At 64.7% G+C, this 15,742-nt stretch carries 14 protein-coding genes and 1 tRNA gene; 4 read left to right on the top strand and 11 right to left on the bottom strand.

The window, feature by feature from the left end; genetic code table 11:
* Window positions 1-36: 36 nt before the first annotated feature.
* Window positions 37-597, bottom strand: a complete 561-nt coding sequence (locus HB634_RS12620) for a GNAT family protein (protein WP_345777497.1) — start codon at window positions 595-597, stop codon at window positions 37-39.
* A gap of 136 nt (window positions 598-733) precedes the next feature.
* On the opposite strand from HB634_RS12620, the gene HB634_RS12615 reads away from it, so the two are divergent.
* The gene (locus tag HB634_RS12615) at window positions 734-1,171 is read left to right on the top strand and encodes a hypothetical protein (RefSeq protein WP_063573485.1); all 438 of its coding nucleotides are present in this window, start codon (window positions 734-736) and stop codon (window positions 1,169-1,171) included.
* Between the two features lie 89 nt (window positions 1,172-1,260).
* Here the strand turns inward: HB634_RS12615 and HB634_RS12610 are convergent.
* The 6 genes from HB634_RS12610 to murJ form a co-directional block, all read right to left on the bottom strand.
* Window positions 1,261-1,336: transfer RNA gene (locus HB634_RS12610), tRNA-Thr, on the bottom strand.
* Window positions 1,337-1,378: 42 nt separating this feature from the next.
* Complete coding sequence (gene ispH, locus HB634_RS12605) at window positions 1,379-2,320, bottom strand: 4-hydroxy-3-methylbut-2-enyl diphosphate reductase (RefSeq protein WP_063573484.1); 942 nt, start codon at window positions 2,318-2,320, stop codon at window positions 1,379-1,381.
* A gap of 255 nt (window positions 2,321-2,575) precedes the next feature.
* Window positions 2,576-3,082 (bottom strand): signal peptidase II, encoded by a 507-nt coding sequence (gene lspA, locus HB634_RS12600; RefSeq protein ID WP_213948799.1) that lies wholly within the window; start codon window positions 3,080-3,082, stop codon window positions 2,576-2,578.
* Window positions 3,083-3,157: 75 nt separating this feature from the next.
* The gene (gene ileS, locus HB634_RS12595) at window positions 3,158-6,016 is read right to left on the bottom strand and encodes an isoleucine--tRNA ligase (RefSeq protein WP_213948798.1); all 2,859 of its coding nucleotides are present in this window, start codon (window positions 6,014-6,016) and stop codon (window positions 3,158-3,160) included.
* 5 nt (window positions 6,017-6,021) lie between these two features.
* Window positions 6,022-6,987 (bottom strand): bifunctional riboflavin kinase/FAD synthetase, encoded by a 966-nt coding sequence (locus tag HB634_RS12590; RefSeq protein WP_063573978.1) that lies wholly within the window; start codon window positions 6,985-6,987, stop codon window positions 6,022-6,024.
* A 100-nt stretch (window positions 6,988-7,087) separates the two neighbouring features.
* Entirely contained in the window at window positions 7,088-8,695 is a 1,608-nt protein-coding gene (murJ, locus tag HB634_RS12585; RefSeq protein ID WP_213948797.1) for a murein biosynthesis integral membrane protein MurJ, read from the bottom strand.
* 199 nt (window positions 8,696-8,894) lie between these two features.
* On the opposite strand from murJ, the gene rpsT reads away from it, so the two are divergent.
* The gene (gene rpsT / locus HB634_RS12580; protein ID WP_063571080.1) at window positions 8,895-9,158 is read left to right on the top strand and encodes a 30S ribosomal protein S20; all 264 of its coding nucleotides are present in this window, start codon (window positions 8,895-8,897) and stop codon (window positions 9,156-9,158) included.
* Between the two features lie 205 nt (window positions 9,159-9,363).
* Here the strand turns inward: rpsT and cgtA are convergent, their stop codons facing one another.
* The 4 genes from cgtA to HB634_RS12560 form a co-directional block, all read right to left on the bottom strand.
* Window positions 9,364-10,431 carry an Obg family GTPase CgtA gene (cgtA, locus tag HB634_RS12575; RefSeq protein WP_063571081.1) on the bottom strand — a complete coding sequence of 356 codons (1,068 nt, stop codon included), beginning with the start codon at window positions 10,429-10,431 and terminating at the stop codon, window positions 9,364-9,366.
* Between the two features lie 90 nt (window positions 10,432-10,521).
* Window positions 10,522-10,779, bottom strand: coding sequence for a 50S ribosomal protein L27 (rpmA, locus tag HB634_RS12570; RefSeq protein ID WP_063571082.1), 258 nt, complete (start codon window positions 10,777-10,779; stop codon window positions 10,522-10,524).
* A gap of 19 nt (window positions 10,780-10,798) precedes the next feature.
* A complete protein-coding gene (gene rplU / locus HB634_RS12565) occupies window positions 10,799-11,113 on the bottom strand; it encodes a 50S ribosomal protein L21 (RefSeq protein ID WP_036111437.1) in 315 nt (104 codons plus the stop codon).
* Window positions 11,114-11,522: 409 nt separating this feature from the next.
* Entirely contained in the window at window positions 11,523-12,059 is a 537-nt protein-coding gene (locus tag HB634_RS12560; RefSeq protein WP_213948796.1) for a DUF2059 domain-containing protein, read from the bottom strand.
* A gap of 202 nt (window positions 12,060-12,261) precedes the next feature.
* Between HB634_RS12560 and uvrA the strand changes: the two genes are divergently transcribed.
* On the top strand, window positions 12,262-15,258 hold the full coding sequence (gene uvrA / locus HB634_RS12555) for an excinuclease ABC subunit UvrA (protein ID WP_213948795.1): 2,997 nt from the start codon (window positions 12,262-12,264) through the stop codon (window positions 15,256-15,258).
* The gene (locus tag HB634_RS12550; RefSeq protein ID WP_213948794.1) at window positions 15,255-15,689 is read left to right on the top strand and encodes a thioesterase family protein; all 435 of its coding nucleotides are present in this window, start codon (window positions 15,255-15,257) and stop codon (window positions 15,687-15,689) included. Before uvrA ends, HB634_RS12550 begins: the two co-directional genes overlap by 4 nt.
* The last annotated feature ends 53 nt before the right edge of the window (window positions 15,690-15,742 follow it).

Raw genomic sequence — 15,742 nt, 5'->3', positions numbered from 1 at the left:
GTGTATGCGCCGGGCGGGGCCCGGCCGGCCGGCGACTCAGCGGCTAGTCGGCCATTCGCGCGCCAGCATGGCGAAGATCACGTCGTCGACCCATTCGCCGCGAAAGAAATAGCTCTCGACGTGATGGGCTTCCTGGCGAAAACCCAGTGACCGAAGGAGGGCCAGGCTGGCCACGTTGCGCGGATCCACCGAACCCACCGCACGCCGGTAGCCCCAGTCACCGAAGGCCAGATCGAGTACGGCGGCCATCGCTTCGCGAGCGAAGCCCTTGCCTTGCCGCTCTGGCCGCAGGGAAAGCCCGAACTCGATCGGATCATCCGTACTGACCGGGAAGTGCACGCCGAAATCGCCGAGAAGCTCGCCGGTTGTCTTGTCCCGAACCGCCAGCTGGCACCAGCTGTCCGCTGTTCCGAAAGCCAGTGATGCCTGGTCCGCGATGAAGGCCTGGGCCGCCGCGAGATCGGCGGGCTTCCAGCCCTGGTAGCGCGCGACGGCGTCGTCACCGCGGTAAGCGAAGAGTGCCGGCGCGTCGGCCGCCACCAGTCGATCCAGTCGCAGCCTCGCGGTGACGATAGCGATGTCCTGTGTTCCGTCCACGATGTCTTTCCCTGATGATTTGAGCGGACGGTACCATTTCTTTACGCAGGCGTTACCTGAAAAGCGCCCCAATGGCGCAGCCTTTTTACGCATCGTGATCCGATACTGCACTCCCGACTTACTGGAGCAGCGAACGATGTCGATCGTCGTGATCACGGGCCCGCGTCATGACGCGGTTCACGCCACCCTGGCGGACGACGCGATGTGGCGACTGTGGGAACGCGCGCAAGCCGCCGGCGTCGACCTGCTCTGGCGGCCCTGCCACGACTTCGTCGAGCTGACCGGATACCTCGACCGTTCCAGCGGCGACCACGCCGAACTGGTCCTGCTCGATGTGGACGCCAACGACGTCCCACCGGAAGACATTGCGCCCCTGCGTGACGCCCTCGCCCACCTCAGCGTGCCCTATATCGAAATCCACGACGGCAGCGACGAAGCGGACGCGTCGGGGCTCGTGCCGGGCCATCCGTCACTGGTTAGCGTGGTGGTACCGGGCAACGCCGGTGCGGGCTACAACATGGCGCTATCCATCGGTCTGCGCTATCTCGCCGAGGATGCGCGACTCGCCGCGTGATTCGCACCGAATGGCAGGCACAAAAAAACCCGCACCGGCGGGTTTTTTTGTGCCTCCGGGACCGCTCGACGGCAGTCCGGGAAGAATGGTGGTGCCGAAAATAGGAATCGAACCTACGACCTCATCATTACGAATGACGCGCTCTACCAACTGAGCTATTTCGGCGAGAACGAGGATTTTAGGGAAGCTTGGTGCGCGGCGCAAGCCTTAACCGGCCAGACGAAGCTCTTTGGGCAGGGCGAAGGTGATGTTCTCGGCTTCGCCATCGAGCTCGCGGACGCTGCCGGCGCCCCATGACTGCAGGCGCGCGATGACTTCCTGCACCAGCTTTTCCGGCGCCGAGGCGCCCGCGGTCACGCCGATCCGCGTCTTGCCTTCCAGCCAGCTGCGCTCGATATGCTCCGCGCCGTCGATCAGGAACGAGGTAACGCCCTGCTTTTCAGCCAGTTCCTTCAGGCGGTTCGAGTTCGAGCTGTTCACCGAGCCGACCACCAGCACGAGATCGACGGCGTCCGCCAGGCGACGCACCGCATCCTGGCGATTCTGCGTGGCGTAGCAGATATCGTCCTTGCGCGGACCTTCGATGGCCGCGAACTTCGCGCGAAGTGCGCCGATGATGGCGATGGTGTCGTCGACCGATAACGTGGTCTGGGTGACGAAGGCAAGCTTCTCCGGCTGCGACGGTGCCAGCGAGGCGACATCCTCTACCGATTCGACGAGGTAGATGTTGCCGCTGTTGGCGGGATTCCATTGCCCCATCGTGCCTTCGACTTCCGGGTGGCCGGCATGGCCGATCAGGACAACGTCATGGCCGGCACGGCCGAGGCGCGCGACTTCCATGTGCACCTTGGTCACCAGCGGGCATGTCGCGTCGAACACGTTGAGGCGACGACGGTCGGCTTCCTCGCGTACGGCCTTGGGCACGCCGTGGGCACTGAAGATCACCGTGGAGCCATCCGGCACTTCGTCCAGCTCCTCGACGAACACGGCGCCATCGGCACGCAGGCGTTCGACGACGAAACGGTTGTGCACGACTTCATGGCGAACGTAGATCGGCGCGCCGTAGGACTCGAGCGCACGTTCCACGATCGCAATCGCACGATCGACGCCGGCGCAGAAACCGCGGGGATTGGCGAGCAGGATGTCCAAGGGGGGACCTCGAATGAGCGGTGGCGCCTGGGGGCGCCGGGACGTGTGGATTATCGCATGGCTGCCGGGTGGGCGCTTTCGCCAGGCCTATCGCCGCTGAAGCGGCGCCCACAAAAAGCCCACACCCCCTGTGGGAGCCGATTCATCGGCGATGTGGGAGCCGATTCATCGGCGATGTGGGAGCCGATTCATCGGCGATGTGGGAGCCGATTCATCGGCGAACCGCGCGCCAGCGCGGCCAGACACCGAAAACGGTCAGGAAGAAGCCGGCTTCTGCGATCCACTGAACAGGCTGAACACGATCATCGAAACAGCCCCCACGCTGATCGCCGAATCCGCCACGTTAAACACCGGAAACGGATAGCTCCCCAGGAACACCTGGATGAAGTCAGTCACCTTCGCCGCATGCAACCGGTCGATGACATTGCCCAGCGCCCCACCCACGATCAGGGCCAGGGGCGCCGCGGTGCGCCAGTCGGCGCGTGGCGTCCGCGAGAGCCATACGCTCAGCGTCGTGCTGATCACCACGGCCAGCAGCACGAAGAACCATCGCTGCCAGCCCGCGCTATCGGCGAGAAAACTGAACGCGGCGCCCGTATTGAAGGTAAGCGTCCAGTTGAGGATGCCCGGAATGACCGGGTGCGGGGTCTCCGCCGGCTGCAGCGCCGTCAGCGCCCACCACTTGGTGAGCTGGTCGAGGCCGATCATGGCGGCGGCGAGCCAGAGCCAGGAAAGCGCATTGGGTTTGGGACGTACGATCATTCAGGCAAGCCATGGGAAGCGGAGCGGCCGCGCCGCCGGTTGACGGCGCGGAGGGTTCGGGTCGGGACCGGTACCTCAGAACCAGCGGCGATCTTCGCCCTGCCCCGTCACGTTCTCGACGCAACGCCCGCAGATCTCGGGATGCGCCGGATCCACGCCGACATCGGAACGATGCTGCCAGCAGCGAATGCACTTCGCGGCCTCGCTCACCGCCGCCGAGACATAAACCTCGGCACCATCGAGTTCCACGCGCTCGGCCGCGGTCGGGCGACCTTCCAGCGGCGACAGCGTGACTTCCGAGGTGATGAAGAAGAAACGGAGCTCGCTGGCGGATTCGGCCAGCGCCGCCTGGGTGGCGGTGTCGGCGTGGATCGTCAGCGTGGCGTCGAGCGAAGCACCGATCTGACCGTCCTTGCGCATGCGTTCCAGCACCTGCGAGGCCGATGCACGGATACCGAGCAGGGTCGACCACCCGCCGCGCGCGTCACCGTCCTCACGCACGTCGAGACCGTCGTACCAGGTCTCGAACAGCACGGACTCACTGCGCGAACCCGGCATGCTCGCCCAGATTTCTTCCGCGGTGAACGTAACGATCGGTGCGAGCCAACGCACCATCGCTTCGAGAATGCGGTACATCGCGCTCTGCGCACTGCGACGACCGCGACTGTCGGTCGGCATCGTGTACAAGCGGTCCTTGGTGATATCGAGGTACAACGCACCGAGTTCGTTCGTGCAGAAGTTCTGCACGCGCTGGACGATCTCCGGGAAATCGTAGCGCTCGTACGCGGCGACGATCGCGGCCTGCGTATCGGCCGCCTGCTGCACGGCCCAGCGATCCAGATCGAGGCAGCCGGCGGTGGGCAGCAGGTGCTTGTCCGGATCGAAACCGTCGAGGTTGCCGAGCAGGAAGCGCGCGGTGTTACGCACGCGGCGATACGTATCGGCCACGCGCTTGAGGATCTCGTCCGACAGCGACATTTCGTTGCGGTAATCGGTCGAGCAGATCCACAGGCGCAGGATGTCCGCACCGAGGGTCTTCATGATGTCCTGCGGCTCGATGCCGTTGCCCATGGACTTGGACATCTTGCGGCCCTGTGCGTCCACGGTGAAGCCGTGGGTGAGCACGTGGTCGTAAGGCGCACGACCGTTGATCGCCGCCGACGTGAGCAACGAGGACTGGAACCAGCCGCGATGCTGATCGGAACCTTCCAGGTACATCACCTTGTATTCGCTGGCGTCGCCGGCCTGTAACTCCGGGCGCGCACCGATCACGGCGAAGTGGCTCACGCCGGAATCGAACCAGACGTCGAGAACGTCGGTGACCTTTTCGTACTTGTCCGCGTCGTCGCCCAGCAACTCGCGCGCATCCAGCGAGAACCAGCTGTCGATGCCTTCACGGGCCACACGCTGCGCCACCTTCTCCAGCAACTGCACGCTGTCCGGATGCGGCTCGTGCGTATTCTTGTCGACGAACAGCGCGATGGGCACGCCCCAGGTGCGCTGGCGCGAAATGCACCAGTCGGGACGGCCGTCGACCATGCCGGCAATGCGTTCTTCACCCCAACCCGGAATCCAACGGACCGACTTGATCGATGAGAGCGCGGTGCGGCGCAGGCCGGCCTGCTCCATGCCGATGAACCACTGCGGCGTGGCACGGAAGATCACCGGCGTCTTGTGGCGCCAGCAATGCGGGTAGCTGTGCGTAAGCTTGGCGAAGGCGAGCAGTACGCCGCGAGCGCGCAGCAGGTCGACGATCGCGTCGTTGGCCTTCCAGATATGCATGCCGGCGAACGACACGTCGCCCGCGAGCGGAAGGTCGCTGCGATACACGCCACGGCCGTCCACGTAGTTGAGCGTACCGATGCCGTAGTGCTGGCTGACCACGAAGTCTTCCGCACCGTGGTCGGGCGAGGTGTGCACCGCGCCGGTACCGTCTTCGTCGGACACATGCTCGCCGAGGATGACCGGCACGTGCTTGTCGTAGAACGGGTGACGCAGCGGCTGGTTCTCCAGCACCGCACCCTGCACGCGACCGAGCACGTTCACGGTATCCACGCCGTAGCGCGCCAGCGCTTTCTCCGCCAGCGCCGAGGCGATGACGAGCAGCAGCGGCTTGCCGTTACGCGAAGGACCTTCGACCAGCGAGTATTCGATCTCGCCACCGAGCGACACGGCCTGGCTGGCCGGCAGCGTCCACGGCGTCGTCGTCCAGATCGGCACGGCGATCATGGCGTCACCGGCGGCGATGCCGAACAGCGCGCCGAAGGACACGGGGTCCACGGCGTCGTAGGCGACATCCACGGCCGGCGAGGTCTTGTCGGCGTATTCGATTTCCGCCTCGGCCAGTGCCGAACCGCAGTCGAAGCACCAATAGACCGGCTTCGCCCCGCGCACGACGTGGCCGTTCTCCACGATGCGCGCGAGGGCGCGGATCATGTCGGCTTCGTAGGTGAAATCCAGTGTGCGATACGGCTTTTCCCAGTCGCCCAGGACACCGAGGCGCTTGAAGTCCACGCGCTGCAGATCGATCTGCGCCATGGCGTATTCGCGGCACTTCTGGCGGAAGGCGGCGGCGTCGAGCTTGTCGCCCGCCTTGCCGAACTTCTTCTCGATGGCGATTTCGATGGGCAGGCCGTGGCAGTCCCAGCCGGGCACGTAGGGCGCGCGATAGCCCGCCATCAGCTTCGACTTGACGACGACGTCCTTGAGCACCTTGTTCACGGCGTGCCCAAGGTGAATCGCGCCGTTCGCATAGGGCGGGCCATCGTGCAGCACGAACACCTTGTCGCGGTCGGCAGCCTTTTCCTGGATCTGCGCGTAGCGGTTCACGCGCTCCCAGTTGGCCAGCCAGCCCGGCTCGCGCTTGGGCAGGTCGCCGCGCATCGGGAAGGCCGTCTGCGGCAGGTTGATCGTGTTCTTGTAATCCTGGGTCATCGCTGTCAACCGTGGTTTTCTGAGGCAAGCATGGGGTTCATGCCAAGGGCTTGCCGGGCGGCGATCTCGTCCTGATGCATCTGTGCAGTCAGGGCGTCGAGGCCGTCGAATTTTTCTTCGTCACGCAGTTTCCGCACGAACTCCACGCCGATGCGCTGGCCGTAGAGGTCACCGGAGAAATCGAACAGGTGCGCCTCGAGCAGGGGCTCGCGCACCTCGTTCACCGTCGGCCGGAAGCCGAGGCTTGCCACGCCGGGCCAACTGCAGGGTCCGTCACCGATACCGATGCGCACGGCGAAAATACCCTGAACCGGGCTGACCCTCTCACTGAGATGGACATTCGCGGTCGGATATCCAAGGGTGCGGCCAAGCTGCTGGCCGTGTTCGACGTGCCCGTCGATCACGAAGGGGCGGCCGAGCAGTCGCGTCGCCTCGGCGAAGCGGCCCTCACCAAGCAGGGTGCGCACCTTCGACGACGACACGCGCTCGCCGTCGATAATGACCGGGGGCACGGCGTGGGCGGTGAAACCGAGCTCGGCGCCCATGTTCTGCAGCAGCGCGAAGTCACCGCCCCGGCGGTGGCCGAAGCGAAAATCCTCACCGACCCAGACTTCCCGGGCGGCCAGCCGGCCAACGATCACGCGACGGACGAAGTCTTCGGCCGACATGGCGGTGAGCGCCTCGTCGAAGCGCAGCGACAGCAGCTCGCGAATGCCCGCGGCCGACATGCCTTCAGCCTTCTCACGCACGCCGGAGAGGCGCGGTACGGGCTCCTTCGAAAAGAACGCCCGCGGTAGGGGCTCGAAGGTGATTACGGCGGGCACGAAGCCACGCGCCTCGGCGCGACGGCGCACCTCGTCGAGGATGGTCTGGTGGCCGAGATGCAGGCCGTCGAAAGCGCCGATCGCGACGACGCTGCCCTGGGGTGCCAGGCAGGGTCCGTCGACGTCGCGATGGAGTCGCAGCGTCATGCGTGGGCGTCCTGGAAGCGATGCGGAATAAAAGCCATCGGGCCAGTATAGCCGGCCCATTGCGCCGCACAATGCGAGTCGCCGGGCCCGCCGCCGAGTCTCAGCGGGTGCGCAGGTCGCGCAGGCGGAAACCCATCGCGAACAGCGCCACGAGGTAGGCGCCACCGCCGGCGACCACGAGTACGGCCAGACGCCATACGCGCTCCCACTTCTCGACATCGGTCCACTCGGGCCAGACGGCGAGGCCAGCCAACAACACGGCGACCATCGCTGCGCAGGCCACGCCCAGGCGCAGCAGGTGCCGGGCCCAGCCGGGCTGGCGCTCGTAGACACCGGCCTTGCCCAGCCAGCGCCAAAGCAGGATGAGGTTGAGGTAGCTGGCCAGCGCGCTGGCCATGCCCAGGGCCATGTGCAGGCCGGGAATAGCCGAAAGCGCGGCGAACCACGAGCCGGCCTTCTGCGCCGGGCTCGCCCAGAGAAAGAACAGCAGGGCCAGGAAGGCCACGTTAAAGACCATGTTGGCCACCAGCGAGGCGACGCCGGCACGCACCGGGGTACGGGTGTCCTTGCGGGAGTAGAACGCCGGCAGCACCACCTTGACCAGGGCGAACGCGGGCAGACCGAAACTCAGGGCCGAAATCGACAAGGAGGCCATCCGTGTATCGAACGCAGTGAATGCGCCGTGCTGGAAGATTGTCGCCACCAGGGGGACCGAAAGGATCATCAGCGCGAACATCGCCGGCACCGCGATCAGCAGGGTCGTCCGCAGGCCCCAGTCCAGCGCCCGTGAGAACGCTTCCTTGTCCGCGCCGACGTGATGGCGCGACAGCGACGGCAGGATCACCGTGCCCAACGCGACGCCGAACACGCCTAGCGGCAGTTCGAGGAAGCGATCGGCCTGGGAGAGCCAGCTCTGCGACCCCGCCACCAGCAGCGAAGCGATCACTGTATCCAGCAGCAGGTTGATCTGGGCCACGGAGGAGCCGAACAGGGTCGGCACCATCAGCCGCATGATCCGGCGCACGTCCGGCGAGCTCCAGCCCCACCGCGGAAGGGCGAGCAGATCCAGGCGGCGCAGCGTCGGCAGCTGGAAGGCCAGCTGGAGGATGCCGGCGACAAGGATCGCCCAGCCCATGGCCATGATCGGCGTATGCAGCCTGGGTGCGAGCCACAGCGCGCCGCCGATCATGCACAGGTTGAGGATCACCGGCGTCAGCGCCGGGAGGCCGAACTTGTGGAAGCTGTTGAGCGCGCCGCCGCTGAGCGCGGTCAGCGAGACGAACAACAGGAAGGGGAAGGTCAGGCGCAGCAGGTTGACGGTGAGCTCGAATTTCTCGGGCGTCTCGACCGCGCCGGGAGAAAACAACGCCGTTACCTGCGGCGCGAAGATCACGCCCAGGGCCACCACCACCAACAGGACGCCACCGAGCGTGCCCGCCGTGCGCGACATCAGCTGCTTGAGATCGTCGTGCGGACGGGTCTCCTTGACCTCGGTGAACACCGGCACGAAAGCTGTAGAGAAGGAGCCCTCGGCGAACAGGCGGCGCATGAAGTTCGGAATGCGGAAAGCCACCCAGAACGCGTCCGTGGCGGCATTGGCGCCAAACGAGGCGTTGATCGCCATGTCGCGGACCAGGCCGAGCACACGGGAGACCATGGTCATGCCGCTAAAGGACAGCACGCCGCGAAGAAGGCTGGGGGTTTTCATCCGTGTCCGGGTGACCGCAAACCCCTAGTTTGACAGCGGCGGGCTAGCGGAGGACAGTCTGCGGTCTGGAATTTCACGGGCAGCGTGCCCGCCCCGCCCTCCAGGCCCGCCTGCGCGGGCTCTAAGCTATTGACGCGACCCGTCTTTGGCCTCAAAATGGGCGTCTTTCTTAAAACCAACAGAACTCTGGAGCTTCACCTTGGCCAACATCAAGTCCGCGAAGAAGCGTGCGCGTCAGTCGGAGCAGCGCCGTCTGCGCAACGTCAGCGCGCGTTCCATGGTGCGTTCCGCACTGAAGAAGGTCGTCAAGGCGATCGACGCCAAGGATAAGGCTGGCGCAGCCACGGCTTACGCCGTCGCCGTGCCGGTGATGGACCGCTACGCTGCACGCGGCCTCATCCACAAGAACAAGGCTGCCCGTCACAAGAGCCGCCTGAACGCGAAGATCCGCGACCTGGCGTAATTGCCTGCGCGACATCGCTGTTCGCAAAAAAGCCGGCGCAAGCCGGCTTTTTTGTTGCCCTCATTACGATGGGAGCCGATTCCTGTGGGAGCCGATTCCTGTGGGAGCCGATTCATCGGCGATCCCGCGGCAGCGGGCCAGTCCGAGGCAAGCACTCAATCGCCGCTGAAGCGGCTCCCACAAGGAGCCACCTCCTTGCAAGGCCTTATTCGCCGCGCATGCGCACGTCGTCGGCCATTTCCTTGTTATCGCGCTGCTTCTCGCGCTCGGCATCGAAGAACTGCTGCACCTTGAGGCAGACATCCCAGGTGCCGATTTCGCTGGCTGCGGAGACCAGGAACCAGGGATCCTTCCACTCCAGGCGGGCGACGATATCGTCCGCCACGCGATGAAGCTCGGCTTCGTCGGAGAACACGTCGGATTTATTGATCACGAGCCAGCGCGGGCGGGTAACCAGCTCGGCGTCGAATTCAGCCAACTCTTTCTCGATCGTGCGGACCTGCTCAACCGGGTCGGAACCGTCGATCGGCTGGATATCGACCACGTGCAGCAGCAGGCTGGTACGCGAGACGTGACGCAGGAACTGGATACCCAGGCCCGCGCCTTCGGCCGCACCCTCGATAATCCCGGGGATATCGGCGATCACGAAGCTCTGGTCGTAACCGATGCGCACGACACCCAGGTTCGGGTGCAGCGTGGTGAACGGGTAATCCGCCACGCGCGGCGTCGCCGCCGATACGGCACGGATAAAGGTGCTCTTGCCCGCATTCGGGAAGCCCAGCAGACCGACATCCGCGAGCAGGCGCATCTCGAGCTTGATGTCGCGGACTTCGCCCGGCGTGCCAGGGGTGAATTTGCGCGGAGCGCGGTTGACCGAGCTCTTGAAATGGATATTGCCAAGGCCGCCACGACCGCCCTGCGCAACCTTGAGACGCTGGCCGTGCGCCGTGAGATCGCCGATCACTTCGTCGGTATCGACGTTGATCACGATGGTTCCGACCGGCACGCGGACCTCGGAATCGTCGCCGCCCTTGCCGTACATCTGACTGCCCATGCCGCCCTGCCCGCGCTCGGCCTTGAAGGCACGCATGTGACGGAAGTCGACGAGCGTGTTGAGACCTTCGTCCGCCACGAGCCAGACCGAACCGCCATTGCCGCCGTCACCACCATCGGGGCCACCGAACGGGATGAATTTCTCTCGACGGAAGCTGACGCAGCCGTTGCCGCCGGTACCGGCCGTGACCCTGATCTGTGCTTCGTCGACGAATTTCATGGGAAGGGAGCCTGGGTGAAGAAGTGAAACTGCTTTACAAACGAAAAGCCCCGCCGTGGGCGGGGCCTTCGTTATCGCGTCGAATGAGGCTTACGCCGTGACGACGTCGACAAACTTGCGACCCTTTTCGCCACGGACCTTGAAGGCAACCGTGCCGTCGATCAGGGCGAACAGGGTGTGGTCGCGGCCGAGGCCGACGCCCACGCCAGCATGGAACTTGGTGCCACGCTGACGAACGATGATGTTGCCGGCTTCAACAGCCTGGCCGCCATAGATCTTCACACCGAGATATTTCGGGTTCGAATCGCGACCGTTGCGGCTGGAACCTACGCCTTTTTTATGTGCCATGACTCATATCCTCCGCAGATCAGGCGTTGATGCCCGTGATCTCGATTTCGGTGTAATGCTGACGATGTCCCTGCGTACGCTTGTAATGCTTACGACGACGGAACTTGACGATGCGGATCTTATCCGCGCGACCGTGGGCACGAATCTTCGCGCTGACGGTGGCACCGGCGACCAGGGGGGCGCCAACGGTGATCGACTCGCCTTCGCCCACCAGGAGGACCTGGTCGAACTGGACGGTGGAATCGACTTCGGCGGTGAGCAGTTCGACGCGCAGGATTTCGCCTGCCATCACACGATACTGCTTGCCACCGGTCTTGATGACTGCGTAGCTCATGGTTGTTTCCTGTTGCTGATTATGTAGTTCTTTTTAGGGTCTTGCGGGTGTTGCGAACTGCGAATTATAGCCAAGGGGAAAAGGCAAGGTCAATCAGATGGTTAAGGCGAGGTGACCGGCCTCGGCGCCAACCCCGCCATTCCACTGAAAAACCATTACGAACAACGGCTTATGTAGGAGCCGCTTCAGCGGCGAACCCTCAGCGGTGATCCGGCGAGGGAGGCTTTGCGCCAGATATGTGCCGGCGGTCATGACCTACAGAGCCAACCGCCCGCTCCGTAAGACCGGACAGCCGGCCTGTGCCAGCGCAATGCCTCGTTCGCCCGAGGCTAGCCTGAGGGTTCGCGGACAAGTCCGCTCCTACCCCATACCCTGTAGGCGGCGTTGTACCGCCGCCCTGTGGGCAGGGCTATTTCTTTTTGGAGGGCGTCGGCGCAGCCGGCGCTGGTGTTGGCGGCGTAGCGGGTTTCGCGGCGGTGCCGCTGGCCGGGCACTGGCCCTGCGGGTTCAGGGTGCCCTGGCTCTGCAGCTGGGAAACCATCTGCTGGCCGCGCTCCTGGCCCCACTGCTTGCCGATTTGCATGCCCTCGGCCATGGTCGCCGGCATCTGGGTGATCACCTTCTGGCCCAACGGCGAACGGTAGAACTTGAGCAGGCCGTCGATATCCTCGGCGGTGAAATGCTTCTGGTAGACCGGCACCATGCGGCCGATGAGCTGATTGGTCGCGTTGGCGTCCACGAAACCCTGCCAGTAGCTGGCCGGCACGCAAGGCAGAGCGCTCTGCATCACGCCCGCCATCTGGCTGTTCATCTGGCTAAGCATGCGGCCCATGCCGACGGCGTCCATCAGCTGGCGCACCTGCTGCTCGCTGGGCTGCGCCGCGAGCGCCTGGCCCACACAACCCGCCAGCACCAGGCCGACGGCAATCCCTTTCCACTTACGCATGCGTCATGTTCCTCTTCGGGATGGATGGCACACCCCTCCCCGGGGCGACGGCCATGGTAGCCGCCTCGGCCTCCGCCGGGTACGCCGATGCGGCGGGGTACCGATCCCGCAAATCACCTGTGCTGAACCGTCACAAGTCGAGGCGGAATGAAGGCGGAAAACCCTTGGTATAGTCGGGGGCTTCCCCCATTTATGTCGGCACATGGACAGCATTCGCATCCGCGGCGCCCGCACGCACAATCTCAAGAATATCGACCTCGACCTGCCCCGCGATCGCCTGATCGTGATCACGGGGCTGTCCGGGTCCGGTAAATCCTCGCTGGCTTTCGACACGATCTATGCCGAAGGCCAGCGTCGCTACGTCGAGTCGTTGTCCGCCTATGCGCGGCAATTCCTCTCGATCATGGAAAAACCGGACGTGGACACGATCGAAGGCCTCTCGCCGGCCATCTCGATCGAGCAGAAGTCGACTTCCCATAATCCCCGCTCCACCGTCGGTACGATCACCGAGGTGTACGACTACCTGCGCCTGCTCTACGCGCGGGTCGGTACCCCGCGCTGTCCGACCCATGGCATAGCGCTCGAAGCCCAGACCGTCAGCCAGATGGTCGACACCGCGATGGCACTCGATGCCGACAAGCGGTGGATGCTCCTGGCGCCGGTGATCCGTGAGCGTAAGGGCGAGCACGTACAGGTGTTCGACCAGCTGCGCGCGCAAGGCTTCGTCCGCGCCCGCGTGGATGGCGAGGTCTATGACCTCGACGCCGTGCCGCCGCTGACCCTGCGCCAGAAGCACACGATCGAAGCCGTGATCGACCGCTTCCGTCCGCGCGAGGACATCAAGCAACGCCTGGCCGAGTCTTTCGAGACCGCCCTGCGCCTGGGCGAAGGCATTGTCATCCTGGTCGACATGGACGACGCGAAGGCCGCGGAGCAGCTGTTCTCGTCACGCTTTTCCTGCCCGATGTGCGATTACTCGCTCCCGGAGCTCGAGCCGCGCCTGTTCTCGTTCAATTCGCCGGTCGGCGCCTGCCCGACCTGCGATGGCCTGGGCGTTACCCAGGTGTTCGATCCGTCGCGCGTGGTCGGCCACCCCGAGCTCAGCCTCGCCGGCGGCGCCATCCGCGGCTGGGACCGTCGCAATGCACACTATTTCCAGCTGATCATCTCGCTGGCCAAGTACTACGGGTTCGACCCGGAAACGCCGTGGCGCGAGCTGGCCAAACCGATGCAGAACGCCGTGCTCAACGGCTCAGGCAAGGACGTCATCCCGTTCCGGTACATCACGGACCGCGGCGGCAAGGTCACCCGCGAGCATAAGTTCGAAGGCATCCTGCCCAACCTCGAGCGTCGCTACCGCGAAACCGAGTCGGCTGCCGTCCGCGAGGAGCTGTCCCGTTACATCGCGGATCATCCCTGCCCGGATTGCGGCGGTCAGCGCCTGAACCCGTCGGCACGCAACGTGTTCGTTGCCGACCGCGCGATTCCCGAACTCACCTCGCTCGCCATCGACCATGCCCTCGGCTTCTTCGAAGGCCTGAAGCTGCCGGGCTGGCGTGGCGAGATCGCGGTGAAGATCGTCAAGGAGATCCGCGAGCGCCTGACCTTCCTCAACGATGTCGGCCTGAACTACCTCACACTCGATCGCCAGGCGGACTCCCTGTCCGGCGGCGAGGCGCAGCGCATTCGCCTGGCCAGCCAGATCGGTGCCGGCCTCGTGGGCGTGATGTATGTGCTCGACGAACCGTCCATCGGTTTGCACCAGCGCGACAACGAACGCCTGCTTGGCACCCTCACCCGCCTGCGCGACCTCGGCAATACGGTGATCGTGGTCGAGCACGACGAGGACGCCATCCGTGCGGCCGACCACATCCTCGACATCGGCCCCGGCGCGGGCGTGCATGGCGGCGAGATTGTGGGTCAAGGGTCGCTGAAAGACATCCTCGCCTCGCCGCGCTCGGTCACGGCGAAGTACCTGACCGGTGAGCGCGGCATCCGCGTGCCGAAGAAGCGCCGCCTGCCGCGTGACGACCAGTGGATCGAACTCAAGGGCGCCACCGGCAATAACCTCAAGGACGTCGACGTTCGTATTCCGGTCGGCACGTTCACCTGCGTCACGGGCGTGTCCGGTTCGGGCAAGTCCACGCTGATCAACGACACCTTCTATCGCCTTGCCGCGATGGAACTCAACGGCGCGGGCGAGCAGCCGGCCCCGTATGAGTCGATCGAAGGGCTCGAGCTGTTCGACAAGGTGGTCGATATCGACCAGTCGCCGATCGGCCGCACGCCGCGTTCCAATCCGGCCACCTACACCGGCCTGTTCACGCCGTTGCGGGAGCTGTACGCGCAGGTGCCTGAGTCGCGTCAGCGTGGCTACTCGGCGGGACGCTTCAGCTTCAACGTACGCGGCGGTCGCTGCGAAGCCTGCGAAGGCGACGGCATGATCAAGGTGGAAATGCACTTCCTGCCGGACGTGTACGTACCCTGCGATGTCTGCCACGGCAAACGCTACAACCGCGAGACACTAGAGGTCCTCTACAAAGGTCACACCATCGCCGACGTGCTGGATATGACGGTGGAAGACGCGTTCAAGCTGTTCGAGCCGGTGCCGGTGATCGCGCGCAAACTGGAAACCCTGCGCGCCGTGGGCCTGGATTACATTAAGCTCGGGCAGAGCGCGACCACGCTCTCCGGTGGTGAAGCACAGCGCGTGAAGCTGTCGAAGGAGCTATCCAAGCGCGACACCGGTAGCACGCTCTACATTCTCGACGAGCCGACGACGGGCCTGCATTTCCACGATATCGAGCAGCTCCTCGACGTGTTGCACAAGCTGGTCGAACACGGCAACACCGTGGTCGTCATCGAACACAACCTCGACGTGATCAAGACGGCCGACTGGCTGATCGATCTCGGCCCCGAGGGCGGCTCGGGTGGCGGGCGCATTCTGGTCAGCGGCACGCCTGAAACCGTGGCGGCCACGAAGGCGTCGCATACCGGTCGGTTCTTGAAGTCGCATCTCGCGCCCGTTGCAGCACCGGCAGCGAAGGCGACTGCAAAGCCTGCCGCCAAGTCGGCCGTCGCGAAGGCGCCAGCTAAAGCATCAGCGAAGGCCTCGACCCCGGCTCCGGCAAAGAAACCCGCCCCCAGCAAATCCACCGCGAAGACGGCTCCGGCCGCGAAGAAGAAACGAACCGCATGAGCACCGACGCTTCGAACACGCCCATACCGCTATTCATCACGCCCATGGGCGTCCGCTGGCAGGACCTGGATGCCTACCGGCACGTCAACAACGCGAACTACCTGGTCTACCTGCAGGAAGCACGCCTGCAATGGCTGCAGACCCTGCCCGGCAAGTGGTACAGCGAGGAAAGCGCACCGGTGATGGCGCATAGCGAGATCAACTACCGCCTGCCGATCGAATGGCCGGCGGACATCCAGATCGAGCTGTTCGTCAATCGCATCGGCAACAGCTCGATGACCGTTGGCCACCGCATCGTCAATTCACAGGACGCGACGAAGATTCACGCGGACGGCAGCGTCACCATGGTCTGGATCAATACGAAGACCGGCAGACCGGTGCCGCTTCCGCAGGTGATCCGCGACGCCGTCGCCGAAGCCCAAAACGGCTGACGCCTCCTTGTAGGAGCCGATTCATCGGCGATCCCGCGGCAGCGGGCCAGATC

Origin of the sequence: Luteibacter sp. dw_328 (genome assembly GCF_018449605.1) — a bacterium.
GTDB lineage: Bacteria > Pseudomonadota > Gammaproteobacteria > Xanthomonadales > Rhodanobacteraceae > Luteibacter.
Note: the sequence above shows the minus strand (reverse complement) of the source record. Positions and strands in the feature narration are given on the sequence as shown.